Source organism: Metabacillus idriensis (genome assembly GCF_050483325.1).
Lineage (GTDB): Bacteria > Bacillota > Bacilli > Bacillales > Bacillaceae > Bacillus_P > Bacillus_P idriensis_A.
The window spans coordinates 24,985-44,303 of record NZ_JBCMYF010000039.1; the positions used below are offsets into that span (position 1 = coordinate 24,985).

Here is a 19,319-nt window from a genome sequence, read left to right on the forward strand (position 1 = left end):
CCCCTTGCTAGATGTAAATAACTTTGAGTATATGAACATCGGTCTCGCTTCACCTGATAAAATTCGCTCGTGGTCATTCGGTGAAGTTAAGAAACCAGAAACGATTAACTATCGTACATTAAAACCAGAAAAAGACGGTTTATTCTGTGAGCGCATTTTCGGTCCTACTAAGGACTGGGAATGTCATTGCGGAAAATATAAAAGAGTTCGCTACAAAGGTGTAGTCTGTGATCGATGCGGAGTTGAAGTAACTCGTGCTAAGGTTCGCCGTGAGCGTATGGGGCATATTGAACTTGCTGCCCCTGTTTCTCACATTTGGTATTTTAAAGGCATTCCTAGCCGCATGGGCTTAGTCCTTGATATGTCTCCGCGTGCACTAGAAGAAGTGATTTACTTCGCTTCTTACGTGGTTACAGAAACAGGCGACACGCCGCTTGAGAAAAAACAGCTGCTTTCTGAAAAAGAATACAGAGCATACCGTGATAAATACAGCTCAACTTTCCAGGCTGCAATGGGTGCAGAAGCGATCAAAAAACTTCTTTCTGACATCGATTTGGATAAAGAGGTTGATCAGCTTAAAGAAGAGCTTAAAACAGCACAAGGCCAGCGCAGAACTCGTGCAATCAAACGTTTAGAAGTGTTAGAAGCATTCCGTAATTCAGGCAATGAGCCATCTTGGATGATCCTTGATGTTCTTCCAGTTATCCCGCCTGAACTTCGTCCAATGGTTCAATTAGACGGAGGACGCTTTGCGACTTCTGACTTAAATGATTTGTACCGACGCGTAATTAACCGCAACAACCGTTTAAAACGTTTATTGGACCTTGGTGCTCCAAGCATCATCGTACAGAACGAAAAACGCATGCTTCAAGAAGCTGTTGATGCACTGATTGACAATGGCCGACGCGGCCGTCCGGTTACTGGACCAGGCAATCGTCCTCTTAAATCTCTTTCACATATGCTGAAAGGGAAACAAGGACGTTTCCGTCAAAACCTTCTTGGTAAACGTGTTGACTACTCTGGCCGTTCCGTTATTGTTGTAGGACCGAACCTGAAAATGTATCAATGCGGCTTGCCGAAAGAAATGGCTCTTGAATTATTCAAGCCTTTCGTTATGAAAGAACTTGTTGAAAAAGGCTTAGCACACAACATTAAGAGTGCAAAACGTAAAATAGAGCGTGTATCTCCTGAGGTTTGGGATGTATTAGAAGCAGTTATCAGAGAGCATCCAGTTCTCCTTAACCGCGCGCCTACACTTCACAGACTCGGAATTCAGGCATTTGAGCCTACGCTTGTAGAAGGCCGTGCAATTCGTCTTCACCCATTAGTATGTACAGCATATAACGCTGACTTTGACGGTGACCAAATGGCGGTTCACGTACCTCTGTCTGCTGAAGCTCAAGCAGAAGCACGCATTTTGATGCTTGCAGCTCAAAACATTCTAAATCCTAAAGACGGAAAACCTGTTGTTACTCCTTCTCAGGATATGGTACTCGGAAACTACTACCTGACTTTAGAACGCGAAGAAGCTGTCGGCGAAGGAATGGTCTTCAAAGATACGAATGAAGCCTTGCTTGCATATCAAAACGGATATGTGCATCTTCACACTCGTATTGCTGTTCAAGCAAGCTCGCTGCCTAACGAATCATTTACGGATGAACAGCGCAAAAAGCTGCTTGTAACAACAGTAGGAAAACTGATTTTCAATGAAATTCTTCCTCCTTCATTCCCGTATATGAATGAACCGACTAAGAGCAACATTGAAGATGAAACACCGGAAAAATTCTTTATTGATGCAAATGTGAATGTGAAAGAATTCATTCAAAGCCAAGAGATTATCCCTCCTTTCAAAAAGGGAATCTTAGGTAAAATCATTGCTGAAATCTTTAAGAAATTCCATATTACCGAAACATCTAAAATGCTTGACCGCATGAAAGATCTTGGATTCAGATACTCTACAAAAGCCGGTATTACGGTTGGTGTATCAGATATCATCGTACTGCGCGAAAAAGAAGAGATCTTAAAAGAGGCACAGGCTAAAGTTGATAATGTTCTTAAACAATTCAAACGCGGTCTGATTACAGAAGAAGAGCGCTATGAACGTGTTATTTCCATCTGGAGTGCGTCTAAAGATGTCATCCAGGGCAAACTGATGGCTTCTCTTGATAAGCGCAACCCGATCTTCATGATGAGTGATTCAGGAGCCCGTGGTAACGCATCTAACTTTACGCAGCTTGCTGGAATGCGCGGACTGATGGCCAACCCGGCCGGACGTATTATCGAACTCCCAATCAAATCAAGTTTCCGCGAAGGCTTAACAGTGTTAGAGTACTTTATCTCAACACATGGTGCGCGTAAAGGTCTTGCCGATACTGCCCTTAAAACAGCTGACTCAGGTTACTTGACAAGACGTCTCGTTGACGTTGCGCAGGATGTCATCATTCGTGATGAAGACTGTGGAACGGACCGCGGCATCTTGACGAAATCGATTAAAGAAGGCACAGAAGTAATCGAGCATTTAGAAGAGCGTTTAATTGGTCGTCATGCACGCAAAACAATTAAACATCCGGAGACTGGTGAAGTCATCGTTTCTGAAAATGATCTTATTACTGAAGACCTTGCTTTAGCGATTGTTGAAACTGGTATAGAAGAAGTATGGATCCGTTCTGCATTTACATGTAACACCCGCCATGGTGTATGTAAAAAATGCTACGGACGCAACTTGGCTACAGGAACCGAGGTTGAAGTTGGAGAGGCAGTCGGTATTATCGCTGCCCAATCTATCGGAGAACCGGGAACTCAGCTTACAATGCGTACGTTCCATACAGGCGGTGTTGCCGGAGATGACATCACTCAAGGTTTACCTCGTATTCAGGAGCTATTTGAAGCGAGAAACCCTAAAGGTCAGGCAACCATCTCTGAAATTGATGGTGTAGTAGTGGAGATTAATGAAGTTCGTGACAGACAACAAGAAATCGTTATTAAAGGCAATGTTGAAACGCGCACTTACACAGCTGCTTACAACGCCAGACTTAAAGTGTCTGAAGGCGACAAAATTACACACGGTCAGGAACTTACTGAAGGTTCAATCGACCCTAAAGAATTGCTGAAAGTAACAGACATCACATCTGTTCAGGAATATCTGCTTCGTGAAGTTCAAAAAGTATACCGTATGCAAGGGGTAGAAATTGGAGACAAACACGTTGAAGTAATGGTTCGCCAAATGCTTCGCAAAGTTCGGGTAATGGATGCAGGAGATACAGATGTATTGCCTGGTACATTGCTTGATGTTCACCAATTTACAGATGCCAACAAAAAGGTATTGCTTGAAGGCAAACGCCCGGCAACAGGACGTCCGATCCTGCTTGGTATTACAAAAGCATCACTTGAAACAGATTCATTCTTATCCGCTGCATCATTCCAGGAAACAACTCGTGTCCTGACGGATGCTGCGATTAAAGGCAAGCGTGATGAACTGCTCGGCTTGAAAGAAAATGTGATCATCGGTAAGCTTGTGCCTGCCGGAACTGGAATGCAGCGCTATAGACGCGTTAATCCAATTCCCCGCATACAGCCGGAAGATGAAACTGTAACTGTAGATTAATTACTAACTAACTGAAAAAGAGATGGACGATTCTAGAAAAATGTTTCATTGATCTAGTTGACATCCATCTCTTACGATGTTAGTATGTTCTAGGTGCTTAATTAAAACCTGTTGCTTTGGAGGATATATTTTTATGTCTTATGAAAAAGTATCGCAGGCACATAAAATTATTGTTGGTACGAAGCAAACAGTAAAGGCTCTAAAACTTGATCAAGTAAAGGAACTGATCATTGCTGAAGACGCTGATTCAAGAATCATTCAAATGATTACTGAGCTCGCTGAACAGAAGGACATTCCCTTTAATATGGTTGACTCTATGAAAAAGCTTGGAAAAGCTTGCGGAATAGAAGTAGGAGCAGTAACTGTAGCTATTATCAATTAAAACCGTTTTTGCCAAGGGTTTTAAATCCTCTGCAAAAACTTTGTTTTTGCCCAAATATGAACCACCTGGATGTGTGGTATTAAACTTCGAGAAGGGAGGACATTAACATGCCTACTATTAACCAATTAGTTCGCAAGGGACGCGTAAGCAAAGTTGAAAAATCAACTTCTCCTGCGTTAAACAAAGGTTACAACAGCTTCAAAAAAGAGCAAACAAACACATCATCACCGCAAAAACGCGGAGTATGTACTCGTGTTGGTACAATGACACCGAAGAAACCGAACTCGGCTCTTCGTAAATATGCTCGTGTTCGTTTAACTAACGGAATTGAGGTAACTGCCTACATTCCTGGTATCGGACACAACCTGCAAGAGCATAGTGTTGTACTTATCCGCGGCGGACGTGTAAAAGATTTACCGGGTGTACGTTATCACATCGTGCGCGGTGCATTAGACACTGCTGGTGTTGACAAGCGTATGCAAGGCCGCTCTAAATACGGTACAAAACGACCAAAAGCACCAAAAAAATAATGCCTTAAGTAATATAAAGCTTAAGATTATAGCATGAAGGGAGGATATAACATGCCACGTAAAGGTCCTGTTACAAAAAGAGACGTATTACCAGATCCACTTTACAACTCAAAGCTTGTTACTCGTCTAATCAACAGAATTATGGTAGACGGCAAGAGAGGTAAAGCACAAACTATTCTTTACACTGCTTTTGACTTAGTGAAAGAGCGTTCAGGTAAAGAAGCAATCGAAGTGTTTGAACAAGCACTTAAAAACATCATGCCAGTTCTTGAGGTAAGAGCTCGTCGTGTTGGTGGTGCTAACTATCAAGTTCCTGTTGAAGTTCGCCCTGACCGCCGTACTACTCTTGGTCTTCGCTGGTTAGTAAACTACGCTCGTCTTCGCGGTGAAAAAACGATGGAAGAGCGTTTAGCTAACGAGATTCTTGATGCAGCTAACAACACTGGCTCATCAGTTAAGAAACGTGAAGATACACACAAAATGGCTGAAGCTAACAAAGCATTCGCTCACTACCGCTGGTAGGATTCAAACCATAAAATATACTAATCCTTATAATAGGAAGGAGAAAAACCCAAATGGCAAGAGAGTTCTCCTTAGACAAAACTCGTAATATCGGCATCATGGCTCACATCGATGCCGGTAAAACGACTACTACTGAACGTGTATTGTTTTACACTGGACGTATCCATAAAATTGGTGAAACACATGAAGGTGCTTCTCAAATGGACTGGATGGAGCAAGAGCAAGAACGTGGTATCACAATCACTTCTGCTGCTACAACTGCTCAGTGGAAAGGTCATCGCGTAAACATCATCGATACACCGGGACACGTAGACTTCACAGTTGAAGTTGAACGTTCACTTCGTGTACTTGATGGTGCAGTAGCAGTACTTGATGCTCAATCAGGTGTTGAGCCTCAAACTGAAACAGTATGGCGCCAGGCAACAACTTACGGAGTACCGCGTGTAGTATTCGTTAATAAAATGGATAAAATCGGTGCGGATTTCTTATACTCTGTAAAAACTATGCATGACCGTCTTGAAGCTAATGCTCATCCTATCCAACTTCCAATTGGTGCTGAAGATGAGTTTGTAGGTATTATTGACTTAGTAGAGAATGTTGCATATATCTACGAAGACGACCTGGGAACTCGCTCAGAGGCTATGGAAATTCCTGATGAGTATAAAGATCTTGCAGAAGAGTGGCGCGGAAAGCTTGTAGAAGCTGTAGCAGAACTTGACGAAGAGCTTATGATGAAATACCTTGAAGGTGAAGAGCTTACAATCGATGAATTGAAAGCTGCTATCCGTAAAGGAACTGTAAATGTAGAATTCTACCCAGTAATCTGCGGATCTGCATTTAAAAACAAAGGTGTTCAGTTAATGCTGGACGCAGTTCTAGATTACCTGCCTTCTCCTTTAGATGTACCGGCAATCAAAGGTACATTACCTGACAGTGAGGATGAAGTAGCTCGTGAATCTAGTGATGAGGGTCCATTCTCAGCACTTGCATTCAAAGTTATGACGGACCCTTATGTTGGTAAATTAACATTCTTCCGTGTGTATTCAGGTGTCTTGAATTCTGGATCATACGTACAGAACTCAACGAAAGGCAAGCGTGAACGCGTAGGACGTATCCTGCAAATGCATGCTAACTCTCGTGAGGAAATCTCAACAGTATACGCTGGAGATATTGCTGCGGCTGTAGGTCTTAAAGACACTACAACTGGTGATACTTTATGTGATGAGAAGAACCAAGTTATCTTGGAATCAATGAATTTCCCAGAGCCGGTTATCTCACTATCTGTTGAACCAAAATCTAAAGCTGACCAAGACAAAATGTCTACAGCTTTAACAAAGCTTTCTGAAGAAGATCCAACTTTCAAAGCTCACACTGATACTGAAACAGGTCAAACGATCATCTCTGGTATGGGTGAACTTCACCTTGATATCATTGTTGACCGTATGAGACGTGAATTTAAAGTTGAAGCTAACGTTGGTGCTCCTCAGGTTGCGTATCGCGAAACTTTCCGTGGCTCTGCTAAAGTTGAAGGTAAATTCGCACGCCAATCTGGTGGACGCGGTCAGTTCGGACACGTTTGGGTAGAATTTGAACCAAACGAAGAAGGAAAAGGCTTTGAGTTCCAAAACAAAGTAGTAGGTGGAACAGTACCGCGTGAATACGTGCCTGCTGTTGCAGCTGGTCTAGAAGACTCTATGAAAAATGGTGTTCTAGCTGGGTACCCTCTAATCGATGTAAAAGCTACATTGGTTGATGGTTCTTACCATGATGTTGACTCTAGTGAAATGGCGTTTAAGATTGCTGCATCTATGGCTCTTAAAAACGCTGTATCTAAGTGTAACCCTGTTATCCTTGAACCTGTTATGAAGGTTGAAGTTGTAATCCCTGATGAGTACATGGGAGATATCATGGGTGATATCACTTCTCGTCGCGGACGAGTAGAGGGTATGGAAGCACGCGGAAATGCTCAAGTTGTTCGTGCAATGGTTCCACTTTCTGAGATGTTTGGATACGCTACTGCGTTACGTTCAAATACTCAAGGCCGCGGAACATTCTCAATGCACTTTGATCATTACGAAGAGGTTCCAAAATCAATTTCTGAAGAAATTATCAAAAAAAATAAAGGTGAATAATTGATTTTCACCTTTTATTGAAGTATAACTACTTATGTATGAATAGAAAGTGGACATGTTTCACTTTCTGCAATCTATATAATGAATCATGACTCTAAGGAGGAATTTAGAATGGGTAAAGAAAAATTCGACCGTTCAAAAACGCATGCCAATATCGGTACAATTGGACACGTTGACCACGGTAAAACAACTTTAACAGCTGCTATTACAACTGTATTAGCTAAACGTAGCGGTAAAGGTGCTGCAATGGCATACGACATGATCGATGCTGCTCCAGAAGAGCGCGAGCGCGGAATCACAATCTCAACTGCACACGTTGAGTACGAAACTGAAACTCGTCACTATGCACACGTTGACTGCCCAGGACATGCTGACTATGTTAAAAACATGATCACTGGTGCTGCACAAATGGACGGCGGAATCCTAGTTGTTTCTGCTTCTGACGGCCCAATGCCACAAACTCGTGAGCACATCCTTCTTTCTCGTCAAGTAGGTGTTCCTTACCTAGTTGTATTCATGAACAAATGTGACATGGTAGACGACGAAGAGTTACTTGAATTAGTTGAAATGGAAGTTCGTGATCTTCTTTCTGAATATGACTTCCCTGGCGATGACATTCCAGTAATCAAAGGTTCTGCTCTTAAAGCTCTTGAAGGCGAAGCTGAGTGGGAAGAGAAAATCGTTGAACTTATGAACGCAGTTGACGAGTATATCCCAACTCCAGCTCGTGACACTGAAAAACCTTTCATGATGCCAGTTGAGGATGTATTCTCAATCACTGGTCGTGGAACAGTTGCTACAGGACGTGTAGAGCGCGGCGTAGTTAAAGTTGGAGATGTTATCGACATCATCGGCTTCACTGAAGAGCCAAAATCTACAACTGTAACAGGTGTTGAAATGTTCCGTAAGCTTCTTGACTATGCAGAAGCTGGCGACAACATCGGAGCACTTCTTCGTGGGGTTTCTCGTGAAGACATCCAACGTGGACAAGTTCTTGCTAAGCCAAAAACAATCACTCCACACACTAAATTTAAATCAGAAGTTTACGTTCTTTCAAAAGAAGAGGGTGGACGTCACACTCCATTCTTCTCTAACTATCGCCCACAGTTCTACTTCCGTACTACGGACGTAACTGGTATCATTCAACTTCCAGAAGGCGTTGAAATGGTTATGCCTGGCGATAACATCGAAATGACTGTTGAACTTATCGCTCCAATCGCGATTGAAGAAGGTACTAAATTCTCAATCCGTGAAGGCGGACGTACAGTAGGCGCTGGTGTCGTAGCTACGATCACTGAGTAATTCTACTTTCTAAAAGGCGAGCTTAATGCTCGCCTTTTTTTATATGAAAAACCTCATTTATTTGAAGTATTTAAGTCAAGAAGCAAAAACATTTTCCATTTGCTGATTTGCTTGTCATAAGACTATGAAGTATGTATAATAGTAAAAGTGCGCAAGAAAGTAAAAACTTTATTTTCTTCTTGCATTGGGCACGGATTTTTTATATAATAGACAATGTTGGTCTTTGACTGCGATGAAGTAGGAGGTTGCCGATACACACGGCCGCTTTGCCATGGCGAGTGTACGGAAAATTTCTACGGAGAAAGTCTATTTTAAAAGTAGGCGAAAAGGAGGGAAAATAATGGCAAAACAAAAAATTCGTATTCGTTTGAAAGCATATGATCACAGAATTCTTGATCAATCTGCTGAGAAGATCGTTGAAACAGCAAAACGTTCAGGTGCTAACGTTTCTGGTCCGATCCCGTTGCCAACTGAAAAATCGATTTATACGATTCTTCGTGCGGTACACAAATACAAAGATTCTCGTGAGCAATTTGAAATGCGCACGCACAAACGTTTGATCGATATCATTAACCCAACACCACAAACTGTTGATGCATTAATGCGATTAGACTTGCCGTCAGGCGTTGACATTGAAATCAAACTTTAATTTCAAAAATAGATTTTACAACACATTATAGGAGGTGTGACTAATGACCAAAGGAATCTTAGGTAAAAAAATCGGTATGACTCAAGTATTCACGGAAAAGGGTGACCTTATCCCGGTAACAGTAATTGAGGCTACTGGAAACGTTGTTCTTCAATTGAAAACTGTTGAAAGTGACGGCTATGCAGCTGTTCAAGTTGGTTTCTCAGACAAACGCGACAAACTTTCTAACAAACCTTCAAAAGGACACGTTGCAAAAGCTAATACTGCACCTAAGCGCTTCGTAAGGGAATTCCGCGGAGATGCTGGTGAGTATGAAGTTGGTCAGGAAGTCAAAGTTGATATTTTCTCTGCTGGAGATGTAGTAGATGTAACAGGAGTATCGAAAGGTAAAGGTTTCCAAGGCTCAATCAAACGCCATAACCAATCTCGCGGACCGATGTCACATGGTTCTCGTTACCACCGTCGCCCAGGTTCAATGGGTCCTGTTGCTCCTAACCGAGTATTCAAAAACAAATTATTGCCAGGCCGCATGGGCGGAGAGCGCGTTACTGTTCAAAACCTTGAGATCGTGAAAGTTGACGCTGAGCGTAACCTTCTATTGATCAAAGGTAACGTACCTGGACCTAAAAAATCACTTATCACAGTGAAAAAAGCTGTTAAATCTAACTAATTTTTCTAAGAAAGGAGGAATTCGATAATGCCGAAAGTAGCATTATTAAACCAAAGCGGATCAAACGTTGGGGAAATCGAGCTAAACGATTCCGTATTTGGTATCGAACCTAATCAGCACGTTTTATTCGAAGCGGTTATCATGCAAAGAGCTTCCTTGCGACAAGGAAACCATAAAGTTAAAGGTCGTTCAGAAGTTAGAGGCGGAGGTCGTAAGCCTTGGCGTCAAAAAGGTACTGGACGTGCTCGTCAAGGGTCTATCCGTTCACCACAATGGCGCGGCGGTGGTATCGTATTCGGTCCAACACCACGCAGCTATTCTTACAAATTACCAAAAAAAGTTCGCCGCTTAGCGATCAAATCAGCTTTATCATCTAAAGTACAAGAAAACAACGTATTAGTATTAGAAGACTTACTAATGAATGCTCCTAAAACAAAAGAAATGACTTCTATTCTTACAGGTCTTTCAATTGCGAAGAAAGCATTGATCGTTACTGCTGATGTAAACGAAACAGTTGAATTATCAGCTCGTAACATCCCTGGCATTACAGTTCTTACAGCTAATTCTATTAACGTTTTAGATGTACTTAACCATGATAAGCTTGTTATTACGAAAGCAGCGGTGCAAAAAGTAGAGGAGGTGCTTGCATAATGAAAGATCCTCGTGATATTATTAAGCGCCCCGTAATCACTGAACTTTCAACAGACTTAATGACTGAGAAAAAATACACGTTTGAAGTAGACGTTAAAGCTAACAAAACTCAAGTTAAAGATGCTATCGAAGCGATCTTTGGCGTTAAAGTTGAGAAAGTTAACGTACTTAACTACAAAGGCAAATATAAGCGTGTAGGTCGTTATACAGGTCTTACTAATAAGCGTAAAAAAGCAGTTGTTAAATTAACAGCTGACAGCAAAGAAATCGAATTATTCGAAGTCTAATACATTTTTCAAGATAGGAGGGAAACGAGATGGCGATTAAAAAGTACAAACCAACCTCAAATGGTCGTCGCGGCATGACAGTTTCTGATTTCGCTGAGATTACAACAAACAAACCAGAAAAGTCATTACTAGCGCCTGTTCATAGAAAAGGCGGTCGTAACAACCAAGGTAAAATTACTGTACGTCATCAAGGCGGCGGTCACAAACGTCAATACCGTATTATCGATTTTAAACGCGATAAAGATGGTATACCAGGACGCGTTGCTACAATCGAGTATGATCCGAACCGTTCTGCAAACATTGCACTTATCAATTATGCAGATGGTGAGAAAAGATATATCCTTGCTCCAAAAAACCTAGAAGTAGGTTTACAAATTGTTTCTGGACCTGAGGCTGATATTAAAGTTGGAAATGCACTTCCTCTTCAAAACATCCCAGTAGGTACAGTAATCCACAACATCGAATTAAAACCTGGAAAAGGCGGACAATTAGTACGTTCTGCCGGTACTTCTGCACAAGTACTTGGTAAAGAAGGCAAATACGTATTAGTTCGTTTGAATTCTGGTGAGGTTCGCATGATTCTTGCTACTTGCCGTGCTACTATCGGTCAAGTAGGAAATGAACAGCATGAACTTATCAACATTGGTAAAGCTGGACGCTCACGCTGGTTAGGCATCAGACCTACAGTTCGTGGTTCTGTAATGAACCCTAACGATCACCCTCATGGTGGTGGTGAAGGTCGTTCTCCAATCGGACGTAAGTCTCCAATGACTCCTTGGGGTAAACCGACTCTTGGTTATAAAACTCGCAAGAAAACCAATAAGTCCGATAAATTCATCGTACGTCGTCGTAAAAAATAACGTGATGGTTCTACGGTTCGAAGGAACCGTAGCGCAATCGCGAAGGGAGGTACAAGTATGGGCCGTAGCTTGAAAAAAGGACCATTCGTAGATGAGCATTTATTCAAAAAAGTTGAAAAGTTAAACGAGTCAGAGAAAAAACAAGTGATCAAAACTTGGTCTCGTCGTTCTACTATTTTCCCACAATTCATCGGTCAAACGATCGCTGTATATGACGGTCGCAAACATGTTCCTGTATACGTTACTGAAGATATGGTAGGACACAAACTCGGTGAGTTTGCTCCAACACGTACGTATAAAGGTCATGCAGCTGACGACAAAAAAACAAGACGTTAATGAGAGGAGGCTTTTAAATGCAAGCTAAAGCCGTTGCAAGAACAGTACGTATTGCTCCTCGTAAAGCTCGTTTAGTAATTGATCTTATCCGAGGAAAGCAAATAGGTGAAGCGGTAGCGATTCTTCGTCACACACCGAAAACTGCTTCTCCAATTATTGAAAAAGTTCTAAAATCTGCTGTGGCAAATGCAGAGCACAACTATGAAATGGACATTAACAACCTGGTTGTAACTGAAGCTTATGTAGGCGAAGGTCCAACTCTAAAACGTTTCCGTCCACGCGCAATGGGCCGTGCCAGTGCAATCAACAAACGCACAAGCCACATTACAATCGTTGTATCAGAAAAGAAGGAGGGATAATCCGTGGGTCAAAAGGTAAATCCAGTCGGTCTTCGCATTGGTGTCATTCGTGATTGGGAATCTAAATGGTTCGCTGGTAAAGATTATGCTAATCTTTTACACGAAGACATTAAAGTTCGTGAATATATCAACCAACGTTTAAGCGATGCTTCTGTTTCTAAGATTGAAATCGAGCGTGCTGCTAATCGTGTTAACATTACGATCCACACTGCTAAGCCAGGTATGGTAATCGGTAAAGGCGGTACTGAAGTTGAAGCACTTCGTAAAGCTCTTAACCAATTAACTGGCAAGCGTGTACACATCAACATTCTTGAAATTAAAAGAGCTGATTTAGATGCTAAATTAGTAGCTGAAAACATCGCTCGTCAATTAGAAAACCGTATTTCTTTCCGCCGTGCACAAAAGCAAACAATTCAACGTGCTATGCGCGCTGGTGCAAAAGGAATCAAAACAATGGTATCTGGTCGTCTTGGCGGTGCTGATATCGCTCGTTCTGAACATTACAGTGAAGGAACTGTTCCACTTCACACACTTCGTGCTGATATTGACTATGGTACAGCTGAAGCTGACACTACTTATGGTAAATTAGGCGTTAAAGTTTGGATCTATCGTGGAGAGGTTCTTCCTACTAAGAAGAAAAAAGAGGAAGGAGGAAAATAATTATGTTGTTGCCAAAACGCGTTAAGTATCGCAGAGAACACCGTGGAAAAATGCGCGGTCGTGCTAAAGGCGGTACAGAAGTTCACTTCGGTGAGTTCGGTATTCAAGCTCTAGAAGCTTCATGGATTACAAATCGTCAAATCGAGGCAGCTCGTATTGCGATGACTCGTTACATGAAACGTGGCGGTAAAGTCTGGATCAAAATTTTCCCTTCTAAGCCTTATACGGCTAAACCTCTAGAGGTACGTATGGGTTCCGGTAAAGGGGCTCCAGAAGGCTGGGTAGCAGTCGTTAAACCTGGAAAAGTTTTGTTTGAGATTGCTGGTGTTTCTGAAGAAGTAGCACGCGAAGCATTGCGTCTTGCATCTCACAAATTACCAATCAAAACAAAATTCGTTAAACGCGAGGAAATTGGTGGTGAATCAAATGAGAGCTAATGAAATTCGTGATCTTACCACTGCTGAAATTGAACAAAAAGTAAAATCACTAAAAGAAGAGTTGTTTAACCTTCGTTTCCAATTAGCGACAGGTCAACTTGAAAACACTGCTCGCATTCGTGAAGTACGTAAATCGATCGCTCGTATGAAAACTGTGATCACTGAAAGAGAGATCGCTGCTAATAATCGATAATCCTGAGAGGAGGTTGCAGAATGAGTGAACGCAACAACCAGCGCAAAGTCTACACTGGACGTGTAGTTTCTGATAAAATGGATAAAACGATCACTGTTCTTGTCGAAACTTATAAAAAGCATTCGCTTTACGGCAAGCGTGTTAAATACTCCAAAAAGTTCAAAGCTCATGATGAGAACAACCAAGCTAAAGTTGGCGATGTAGTGAAAATCATGGAAACTCGCCCTTTATCAGCTACTAAACGTTTCCGTCTAGTTGAAATTGTTGAAGAAGCTGTTATTATCTAATATTGTTCGGATTATTTTTCCGAAAGGAGGTAACGTAAATGATTCAACAAGAATCCCGTTTAAAAGTTGCTGACAATTCCGGTGCTCGTGAAGTACTTACTATTAAAGTTCTTGGCGGATCTGGACGTAAAACTGCTAGTATTGGTGATGTTATTGTTTGCACGGTCAAACAAGCAACACCAGGAGGCGTTGTTAAAAAAGGTGACGTTGTTAAGGCAGTAATTGTTCGCACAAAAAGTGGTGCTCGCCGTCAAGACGGAACGTATATCCGCTTCGACGAAAATGCATGTGTAATCATTAAAGATGACAAGAGCCCTCGCGGAACTCGTATCTTTGGACCAGTTGCACGTGAATTGCGTGAAAATAACTTTATGAAAATTGTTTCTCTTGCTCCAGAAGTATTATAAATCGAAAATAGACAGCCTTACTAAGGAGGTGCGACTAGGATGCATGTAAAAAAAGGTGATAAGGTAATGGTTATCTCAGGTAAAGATAAAGGTAAACAAGGCACAGTTCTTGCTGCTTTTCCTAAGAAAGACCGAGTACTTGTTGAAGGCATCAACATTATGAAGAAGCATTCAAAACCTTCTCAATCAAATCCTCAAGGCGGCATCATCAGCCAAGAGGCACCTATCCATGTATCAAATGTTATGCCACTAGATCCTAAATCTGGTGAACCAACTCGTGTTGGATTCAAAGTGGTTGATGGCAAAAAGGTACGTGTTGCAACAAAATCTGGTGAAACTTTAGATAAATAGTAAATAAGGAAGGGAGGTCCTCGCATGAACCGCCTTAAAGAAAAGTATCAAAAAGAAATTACACCTGCTTTAATGAGCAAGTTCAACTATAAATCAGTGATGCAAGTTCCAAAGCTTGAGAAGATCGTAATCAACATGGGTGTTGGTGACGCAGTATCTAACTCAAAAGCTCTTGACACAGCTGTTGAAGAGTTAACAACTATCTCAGGTCAAAAGCCGGTTATCACTAAAGCTAAAAAATCAATTGCAGGATTCCGTCTGCGTGAAGGTATGCCTATCGGTGCGAAAGTAACTCTTCGCGGCGAGCGCATGTTTGAATTCCTAGATAAATTAGTTTCTGTATCATTACCACGTGTACGTGACTTCCGCGGTATCTCTAAAAAGTCTTTTGACGGACGCGGAAACTACACATTAGGTGTTAAAGAACAATTAATCTTCCCTGAAATTGATTATGATAAAGTATCAAAAGTTCGTGGTATGGACATCGTCATCGTTACAACTGCTAACACTGACGAAGAATCTCGTGAGTTATTAACTCAGTTCGGTATGCCATTCCAAAAATAATCGAAATAGGGAGGCGAAAACGTGGCTAAAAAGTCAATGATTGCGAAACAAAAACGCACTCAAAAGTTTAAAGTACAAGAGTACACTCGCTGCGAACGCTGTGGTCGTCCACATTCAGTTCTGCGTAAATTTAAACTTTGCCGTATTTGTTTCCGTGAACTCGCATATAAAGGTCAAATTCCAGGCGTTAAAAAAGCTAGCTGGTAATACCCCATAATCGGGAAGGAGGTAATTTTGATATGGTAATGACAGATCCAATTGCAGATATGCTTACTCGTATTCGTAACGCGAATATGGTTCGTCATGAAAAATTAGAAATTCCTGCATCTAAAGCGAAAAAAGAGATCGCTGAAATTCTTAAGCGTGAAGGTTTCGTTCGTGATGTTGAATATGTAGAAGATAACAAACAAGGTATCATTCGTATTTTCCTTAAATACGGATCAAACAACGAGCGTGTTATCACTGGTTTGAAACGTATCAGTAAACCAGGATTACGCGTTTACGCTAAAGCTAACGAAGTACCACGCGTACTTAACGGTTTAGGAATTGCAATCGTATCTACTTCTCAAGGTGTCTTAACTGACAAAGAAGCTCGTGCGAAGCAAGCTGGCGGAGAAGTTCTAGCATACGTTTGGTAAGAACCTGAAATAGAATGGAGGTGTACATGAATGTCTCGTATTGGTAAAAAACCACTTGAAATCCCTGCAGGTGTAACAGTTACTATCAACGAAAGCACTGTAACTGTTAAAGGACCTAAAGGTGAATTAACTCGTACTTTTAACTCTGATATCAACGTTAAAGTTGAAGATAACGTACTTACTGTGACACGTCCTTCTGATCAAAAAGAACATCGTGCTCTTCACGGTACAACTCGCAGCCTTTTAGGCAACATGGTTGAGGGCGTTTCTAAAGGATATGAAAAAGGTCTTGAATTAGTAGGTGTCGGTTACCGTGCTACTAAATCTGGCAACAAGCTAGTTCTAGCTGTTGGATACTCACATCCTGTAGAAATCGTTCCTGAACAAGGAATCGAAATTGAAGTACCATCAAATACGAAAATTATCGTAAAAGGTACTGATAAAGAGCGTGTTGGAGCTATCGCTTCAAACATCCGTGCTATTCGTCCGCCAGAGCCTTATAAAGGCAAAGGTATCCGCTACGAAGGTGAATATGTACGTCGTAAAGAAGGTAAAACAGCGAAGTAATATCGCCTAGATGATAAGAAAGGAGTGACCTAGATGATTACGAAACTTGATAAAAACGTTGTACGTAAGAAAAGACACGGCCGTGTTCGCGCGAAATTATCTGGAACAACTGCTCGTCCTCGTTTAAACGTATTTCGTTCTAATCAGCACATCTATGCTCAAGTAATTGACGATCTTCAATCAGTTACAATTGCAAGTGCTTCTACTTTAGATAAAGATCTTAATCTTGACGCAAAAGCTAATATCGATGCAGCTCAAAAGGTTGGCGAATTAGTTGCTAAGCGTGCGATTGAAAAAGGTGTTAAATCTGTTGTATTTGACCGCGGGGGTTACTTATACCATGGCCGTGTAAAAGCTTTGGCTGAAGCTGCTCGCGAAGCTGGATTAGAATTTTAATAAAAAAAGGAGGGACACAGAGAATGGGTCGTATTGAACCAAACAAATTAGAGCTTGAAGAACGCGTTGTTACTGTAAACCGTGTAGCTAAAGTAGTTAAAGGTGGACGTCGTTTCCGCTTTGCTGCATTAGTAGTTGTCGGCGACAAAAACGGTCATGTAGGTTTCGGTACTGGTAAAGCACAAGAAGTGCCAGAAGCGATTCGCAAAGCGATCGAAGACGCTAAGAAAAACCTTGTTGAAGTACCTATGGTTGGTACTACTATTCCTCACCAAGTCATCGGTAGATTCGGTGCTGGAAACATCCTTTTAAAACCTGCATCTGAAGGTACTGGTGTTATCGCTGGTGGTCCTGTTCGTGCAGTACTAGAATTAGCAGGAGTTAGTGACATCTTGTCAAAATCACTAGGTTCTAACACTCCAATTAACATGATCCGTGCTACAATTTCTGGATTAACAGAACTTAAACGCGCTGATGAAGTTGCGAAGCTACGTGGCAAGTCGGTTGAAGAATTGTTAGGATAAGGAGGGAAACATGATGGCAAACAAATTAGCGATTACCCTCACTCGCAGTGTGATTGGTCGCCCAGAAGACCAACGTATTACTGTTAAAACACTAGGTCTTAAAAAAATGCATCAAACAGTTGTACTTGAAGACAATGCAGCTATCCGCGGCATGATCAACAAAGTATCTCATTTGCTTACAGTTAAAGAACAATAATATAGATCTCTAATATCAAGGAGGTGTCCCGATGAAACTTCATGAATTAAAACCAGCAGAAGGGTCACGCAAAACACGCAATCGTGTTGGCCGTGGTACAGGTTCTGGTAACGGTAAAACGTCTGGTAAAGGTCATAAAGGACAAAACGCTCGTTCTGGCGGCGGTGTTCGCCCTGGATTCGAAGGTGGTCAAACTCCTTTATTCCGTCGTCTTCCTAAACGCGGATTTACGAACATCAACCGTAAAGATTACGCGATCGTGAGCTTAGACAAATTAAATCTTTTTGAAGACGGTACTGAAGTAACAACTGAACTTTTACTTGAAGCTGGCATGATCAGCAAAGTAAGATCAGGCGTGAAAGTACTTGGCGACGGCAAGCTTGAGAAAAAGCTTACTGTAAAAGCTAACAAATTCTCTGCATCTGCTAAAGAAGCTATTGAAGCTGCTGGCGGTTCAGCTGAGGTGATTTAATGTTTAAGACAATCTCCAATTTTATGCGCGTGGGTGATATCCGCAATAAAATCTTGTTCACCCTTTTAATGTTAATTATTTTTCGCATTGGAACTTTCATCCCTGTGCCTGGCGTCAACGCTGACGTTTTAAAGGCTCAGGATGAAATGAACGTTTTCGGAATTCTTAACACGTTCGGCGGTGGTGCACTGTATAACTTTTCGATCCTCGCGATGGGAATTATGCCGTACATTACAGCATCCATTATTGTGCAGCTTCTGCAGATGGATGTAGTGTCGAAATTTACTGAGTGGTCAAAGCAAGGTGAAGTTGGCCGTCGTAAACTAGCACAATTTACTAGGTATTTTACGATTGTACTAGGTTTCATCCAAGCGTTGGGTATGTCTTACGGTTTTAATAATCTCGCTGGGGGATTATTAATTGAAAACCCGGGTATTGCAACGTACCTTTTAATTGCAGTTGTCTTAACAGCAGGTACTGCTTTTTTAATGTGGTTAGGAGAGCAAATTACCTCTAAGGGTGTTGGCAATGGTATCTCCATTATCATCTTTGCAGGGATTGCAGCAGGAATCCCTACAACTCTTAATCAAATCTATGCACAACAATTCCAGGACGCTGGAGATCAGCTTTTCTTGAATATTGTAAAAGTTGCGCTGATAGTATTAGCGGTAATCGCGATTATAGTTGGAGTTATCTTCATTCAGCAGGCTCTTCGCAAGATTCCAATTCAATATGCGAAGAACTCAGCAGGTCGTGCACCGGCGAAAGGTCAGTCTACTCACCTTCCGCTTAAAGTGAACCCGGCTGGCGTAATCCCTGTCATCTTTGCGGTTTCGTTCATTATTACACCGCCAACGATTGCATCATTCTTTGGATCCAATGATGTCACTGACTGGATTACAAAAACGTTTGACTATACACAGCCAATTGGTATGGTGGTCTACGTCGCACTAATCATTGCTTTCACTTATTTCTATGCATTCGTTCAGGTTAATCCGGAACAAATGTCTGAGAATCTGAAAAAGCAAGGCGGATATATCCCGGGCATACGTCCTGGTAAAAATACGCAAGAATATTTGACTAAAATTTTATACAGACTGACGTTTGTTGGTTCTCTTTTCTTAGCAGCTATCTCAGTTCTTCCTGTATTCTTTATTAAGTTCGCTAACTTGCCAGCTTCTGCACAGATTGGCGGAACGAGCTTGTTGATCGTAGTAGGGGTTGCTCTTGAAACGATGAAACAACTTGAAAGTCAGCTTGTTAAGCGTCATTATAAAGGATTTATTAAACAGTAAGGTTATGGGACTTGGGTCCCTTTCCTTCTAACTAGAGACTGAGGGGGG

Annotated in this window: 28 protein-coding genes; all 28 read left to right on the plus strand. The window is 41.6% G+C overall.

Features of this window, described 5'->3' with window-relative positions; translation table 11 throughout:
- The first annotated feature begins 4 nt into the window (after positions 1–4).
- The 28 genes from rpoC to secY all read left to right on the plus strand — a co-directional run bounded on the left by rpoC (position 5) and on the right by secY (position 19,271).
- Positions 5–3,604 (plus strand): DNA-directed RNA polymerase subunit beta', encoded by a 3,600-nt coding sequence (gene rpoC / locus ABEQ24_RS21700; protein ID WP_430008717.1) that lies wholly within the window; start codon positions 5–7, stop codon positions 3,602–3,604.
- Between the two features lie 133 nt (positions 3,605–3,737).
- Positions 3,738–3,986 (plus strand): 50S ribosomal protein L7ae-like protein, encoded by a 249-nt coding sequence (locus ABEQ24_RS21705; RefSeq protein WP_430008718.1) that lies wholly within the window; start codon positions 3,738–3,740, stop codon positions 3,984–3,986.
- Between the two features lie 107 nt (positions 3,987–4,093).
- A complete protein-coding gene (gene rpsL / locus ABEQ24_RS21710; RefSeq protein WP_029282841.1) occupies positions 4,094–4,516 on the plus strand; it encodes a 30S ribosomal protein S12 in 423 nt (140 codons plus the stop codon).
- A 51-nt stretch (positions 4,517–4,567) separates the two neighbouring features.
- Positions 4,568–5,038 carry a 30S ribosomal protein S7 gene (gene rpsG, locus ABEQ24_RS21715; RefSeq protein WP_070875236.1) on the plus strand — a complete coding sequence of 157 codons (471 nt, stop codon included), beginning with the start codon at positions 4,568–4,570 and terminating at the stop codon, positions 5,036–5,038.
- Between the two features lie 53 nt (positions 5,039–5,091).
- Positions 5,092–7,170 carry an elongation factor G gene (fusA, locus tag ABEQ24_RS21720; protein ID WP_430008719.1) on the plus strand — a complete coding sequence of 693 codons (2,079 nt, stop codon included), beginning with the start codon at positions 5,092–5,094 and terminating at the stop codon, positions 7,168–7,170.
- 111 nt (positions 7,171–7,281) lie between these two features.
- Entirely contained in the window at positions 7,282–8,472 is a 1,191-nt protein-coding gene (tuf, locus tag ABEQ24_RS21725; RefSeq protein ID WP_070875234.1) for an elongation factor Tu, read from the plus strand.
- Positions 8,473–8,812: 340 nt separating this feature from the next.
- A complete protein-coding gene (gene rpsJ, locus ABEQ24_RS21730; protein ID WP_029282834.1) occupies positions 8,813–9,121 on the plus strand; it encodes a 30S ribosomal protein S10 in 309 nt (102 codons plus the stop codon).
- A 43-nt stretch (positions 9,122–9,164) separates the two neighbouring features.
- The gene (gene rplC, locus ABEQ24_RS21735; RefSeq protein WP_070875233.1) at positions 9,165–9,791 is read left to right on the plus strand and encodes a 50S ribosomal protein L3; all 627 of its coding nucleotides are present in this window, start codon (positions 9,165–9,167) and stop codon (positions 9,789–9,791) included.
- Positions 9,792–9,818: 27 nt separating this feature from the next.
- A complete protein-coding gene (gene rplD / locus ABEQ24_RS21740; protein WP_430008720.1) occupies positions 9,819–10,442 on the plus strand; it encodes a 50S ribosomal protein L4 in 624 nt (207 codons plus the stop codon).
- A complete protein-coding gene (gene rplW, locus ABEQ24_RS21745; RefSeq protein WP_070875231.1) occupies positions 10,442–10,729 on the plus strand; it encodes a 50S ribosomal protein L23 in 288 nt (95 codons plus the stop codon). The genes rplD and rplW overlap by 1 nt, the downstream gene beginning before the upstream one ends.
- 29 nt (positions 10,730–10,758) lie before the next feature.
- Complete coding sequence (gene rplB / locus ABEQ24_RS21750; protein ID WP_430008721.1) at positions 10,759–11,589, plus strand: 50S ribosomal protein L2; 831 nt, start codon at positions 10,759–10,761, stop codon at positions 11,587–11,589.
- 57 nt (positions 11,590–11,646) lie between these two features.
- A complete protein-coding gene (gene rpsS / locus ABEQ24_RS21755) occupies positions 11,647–11,925 on the plus strand; it encodes a 30S ribosomal protein S19 (protein WP_029282824.1) in 279 nt (92 codons plus the stop codon).
- Positions 11,926–11,942: 17 nt separating this feature from the next.
- Complete coding sequence (rplV, locus tag ABEQ24_RS21760) at positions 11,943–12,284, plus strand: 50S ribosomal protein L22 (RefSeq protein ID WP_029282822.1); 342 nt, start codon at positions 11,943–11,945, stop codon at positions 12,282–12,284.
- Positions 12,285–12,287: 3 nt separating this feature from the next.
- Positions 12,288–12,944, plus strand: coding sequence for a 30S ribosomal protein S3 (gene rpsC, locus ABEQ24_RS21765; RefSeq protein ID WP_070875229.1), 657 nt, complete (start codon positions 12,288–12,290; stop codon positions 12,942–12,944).
- A 2-nt stretch (positions 12,945–12,946) separates the two neighbouring features.
- Positions 12,947–13,381, plus strand: a complete 435-nt coding sequence (rplP, locus tag ABEQ24_RS21770) for a 50S ribosomal protein L16 (RefSeq protein WP_070875228.1) — start codon at positions 12,947–12,949, stop codon at positions 13,379–13,381.
- Complete coding sequence (gene rpmC / locus ABEQ24_RS21775; RefSeq protein ID WP_029282816.1) at positions 13,371–13,574, plus strand: 50S ribosomal protein L29; 204 nt, start codon at positions 13,371–13,373, stop codon at positions 13,572–13,574. Before rplP ends, rpmC begins: the two co-directional genes overlap by 11 nt.
- Positions 13,575–13,594: 20 nt before the next feature.
- Complete coding sequence (gene rpsQ / locus ABEQ24_RS21780) at positions 13,595–13,861, plus strand: 30S ribosomal protein S17 (protein ID WP_070875226.1); 267 nt, start codon at positions 13,595–13,597, stop codon at positions 13,859–13,861.
- Between the two features lie 38 nt (positions 13,862–13,899).
- On the plus strand, positions 13,900–14,268 hold the full coding sequence (rplN, locus tag ABEQ24_RS21785) for a 50S ribosomal protein L14 (protein ID WP_070875225.1): 369 nt from the start codon (positions 13,900–13,902) through the stop codon (positions 14,266–14,268).
- A gap of 39 nt (positions 14,269–14,307) precedes the next feature.
- Complete coding sequence (gene rplX, locus ABEQ24_RS21790) at positions 14,308–14,619, plus strand: 50S ribosomal protein L24 (RefSeq protein WP_070875224.1); 312 nt, start codon at positions 14,308–14,310, stop codon at positions 14,617–14,619.
- A gap of 24 nt (positions 14,620–14,643) precedes the next feature.
- Entirely contained in the window at positions 14,644–15,183 is a 540-nt protein-coding gene (gene rplE / locus ABEQ24_RS21795) for a 50S ribosomal protein L5 (RefSeq protein WP_307428489.1), read from the plus strand.
- Positions 15,184–15,204: 21 nt separating this feature from the next.
- Entirely contained in the window at positions 15,205–15,390 is a 186-nt protein-coding gene (rpsN, locus tag ABEQ24_RS21800; RefSeq protein ID WP_010285078.1) for a 30S ribosomal protein S14, read from the plus strand.
- 32 nt (positions 15,391–15,422) lie between these two features.
- A complete protein-coding gene (gene rpsH, locus ABEQ24_RS21805) occupies positions 15,423–15,821 on the plus strand; it encodes a 30S ribosomal protein S8 (protein ID WP_029282804.1) in 399 nt (132 codons plus the stop codon).
- 30 nt (positions 15,822–15,851) lie between these two features.
- Positions 15,852–16,388, plus strand: a complete 537-nt coding sequence (gene rplF, locus ABEQ24_RS21810; protein ID WP_430008722.1) for a 50S ribosomal protein L6 — start codon at positions 15,852–15,854, stop codon at positions 16,386–16,388.
- 33 nt (positions 16,389–16,421) lie between these two features.
- Positions 16,422–16,784: a 50S ribosomal protein L18 gene (rplR, locus tag ABEQ24_RS21815; RefSeq protein WP_070875222.1), complete on the plus strand. Its 363-nt coding sequence runs from the start codon at positions 16,422–16,424 to the stop codon at positions 16,782–16,784.
- A gap of 23 nt (positions 16,785–16,807) precedes the next feature.
- Positions 16,808–17,308: a 30S ribosomal protein S5 gene (gene rpsE, locus ABEQ24_RS21820; RefSeq protein ID WP_029282798.1), complete on the plus strand. Its 501-nt coding sequence runs from the start codon at positions 16,808–16,810 to the stop codon at positions 17,306–17,308.
- A 13-nt stretch (positions 17,309–17,321) separates the two neighbouring features.
- Positions 17,322–17,504, plus strand: coding sequence for a 50S ribosomal protein L30 (rpmD, locus tag ABEQ24_RS21825; protein ID WP_430008723.1), 183 nt, complete (start codon positions 17,322–17,324; stop codon positions 17,502–17,504).
- A 31-nt stretch (positions 17,505–17,535) separates the two neighbouring features.
- Positions 17,536–17,976, plus strand: a complete 441-nt coding sequence (gene rplO, locus ABEQ24_RS21830) for a 50S ribosomal protein L15 (protein WP_223438945.1) — start codon at positions 17,536–17,538, stop codon at positions 17,974–17,976.
- The gene (secY, locus tag ABEQ24_RS21835) at positions 17,976–19,271 is read left to right on the plus strand and encodes a preprotein translocase subunit SecY (protein ID WP_430008724.1); all 1,296 of its coding nucleotides are present in this window, start codon (positions 17,976–17,978) and stop codon (positions 19,269–19,271) included. The genes rplO and secY overlap by 1 nt, the downstream gene beginning before the upstream one ends.
- The last annotated feature ends 48 nt before the right edge of the window (positions 19,272–19,319 follow it).

What these genes read in the sequence shown, in the direction of transcription:
- tuf (WP_070875234.1), top strand. Translation starts at nt 7,282, where the DNA reads ATGGGTAAAGAAAAATTCGACCGTTCAAAAACGCATGCCAATATCGGT.
- ABEQ24_RS21705 (WP_430008718.1), top strand. Translation starts at nt 3,738, where the DNA reads ATGTCTTATGAAAAAGTATCGCAGGCACATAAAATTATTGTTGGTACG.
- rplO (WP_223438945.1), top strand. Translation starts at nt 17,536, where the DNA reads ATGAAACTTCATGAATTAAAACCAGCAGAAGGGTCACGCAAAACACGC.
- secY (WP_430008724.1), top strand. Translation starts at nt 17,976, where the DNA reads ATGTTTAAGACAATCTCCAATTTTATGCGCGTGGGTGATATCCGCAAT.
- fusA (WP_430008719.1), top strand. Translation starts at nt 5,092, where the DNA reads ATGGCAAGAGAGTTCTCCTTAGACAAAACTCGTAATATCGGCATCATG.
- rpsL (WP_029282841.1), top strand. Translation starts at nt 4,094, where the DNA reads ATGCCTACTATTAACCAATTAGTTCGCAAGGGACGCGTAAGCAAAGTT.
- rplE (WP_307428489.1), top strand. Translation starts at nt 14,644, where the DNA reads ATGAACCGCCTTAAAGAAAAGTATCAAAAAGAAATTACACCTGCTTTA.
- rpsS (WP_029282824.1), top strand. Translation starts at nt 11,647, where the DNA reads ATGGGCCGTAGCTTGAAAAAAGGACCATTCGTAGATGAGCATTTATTC.
- rpmC (WP_029282816.1), top strand. Translation starts at nt 13,371, where the DNA reads ATGAGAGCTAATGAAATTCGTGATCTTACCACTGCTGAAATTGAACAA.
- rplC (WP_070875233.1), top strand. Translation starts at nt 9,165, where the DNA reads ATGACCAAAGGAATCTTAGGTAAAAAAATCGGTATGACTCAAGTATTC.
- rplN (WP_070875225.1), top strand. Translation starts at nt 13,900, where the DNA reads ATGATTCAACAAGAATCCCGTTTAAAAGTTGCTGACAATTCCGGTGCT.
- rplD (WP_430008720.1), top strand. Translation starts at nt 9,819, where the DNA reads ATGCCGAAAGTAGCATTATTAAACCAAAGCGGATCAAACGTTGGGGAA.
- rpsE (WP_029282798.1), top strand. Translation starts at nt 16,808, where the DNA reads ATGGGTCGTATTGAACCAAACAAATTAGAGCTTGAAGAACGCGTTGTT.
- rpmD (WP_430008723.1), top strand. Translation starts at nt 17,322, where the DNA reads ATGGCAAACAAATTAGCGATTACCCTCACTCGCAGTGTGATTGGTCGC.
- rpsQ (WP_070875226.1), top strand. Translation starts at nt 13,595, where the DNA reads ATGAGTGAACGCAACAACCAGCGCAAAGTCTACACTGGACGTGTAGTT.
- rpsG (WP_070875236.1), top strand. Translation starts at nt 4,568, where the DNA reads ATGCCACGTAAAGGTCCTGTTACAAAAAGAGACGTATTACCAGATCCA.
- rplV (WP_029282822.1), top strand. Translation starts at nt 11,943, where the DNA reads ATGCAAGCTAAAGCCGTTGCAAGAACAGTACGTATTGCTCCTCGTAAA.
- rpsJ (WP_029282834.1), top strand. Translation starts at nt 8,813, where the DNA reads ATGGCAAAACAAAAAATTCGTATTCGTTTGAAAGCATATGATCACAGA.
- rplB (WP_430008721.1), top strand. Translation starts at nt 10,759, where the DNA reads ATGGCGATTAAAAAGTACAAACCAACCTCAAATGGTCGTCGCGGCATG.
- rplW (WP_070875231.1), top strand. Translation starts at nt 10,442, where the DNA reads ATGAAAGATCCTCGTGATATTATTAAGCGCCCCGTAATCACTGAACTT.
- rplX (WP_070875224.1), top strand. Translation starts at nt 14,308, where the DNA reads ATGCATGTAAAAAAAGGTGATAAGGTAATGGTTATCTCAGGTAAAGAT.
- rplP (WP_070875228.1), top strand. Translation starts at nt 12,947, where the DNA reads ATGTTGTTGCCAAAACGCGTTAAGTATCGCAGAGAACACCGTGGAAAA.
- rpsH (WP_029282804.1), top strand. Translation starts at nt 15,423, where the DNA reads ATGGTAATGACAGATCCAATTGCAGATATGCTTACTCGTATTCGTAAC.
- rplF (WP_430008722.1), top strand. Translation starts at nt 15,852, where the DNA reads ATGTCTCGTATTGGTAAAAAACCACTTGAAATCCCTGCAGGTGTAACA.
- rplR (WP_070875222.1), top strand. Translation starts at nt 16,422, where the DNA reads ATGATTACGAAACTTGATAAAAACGTTGTACGTAAGAAAAGACACGGC.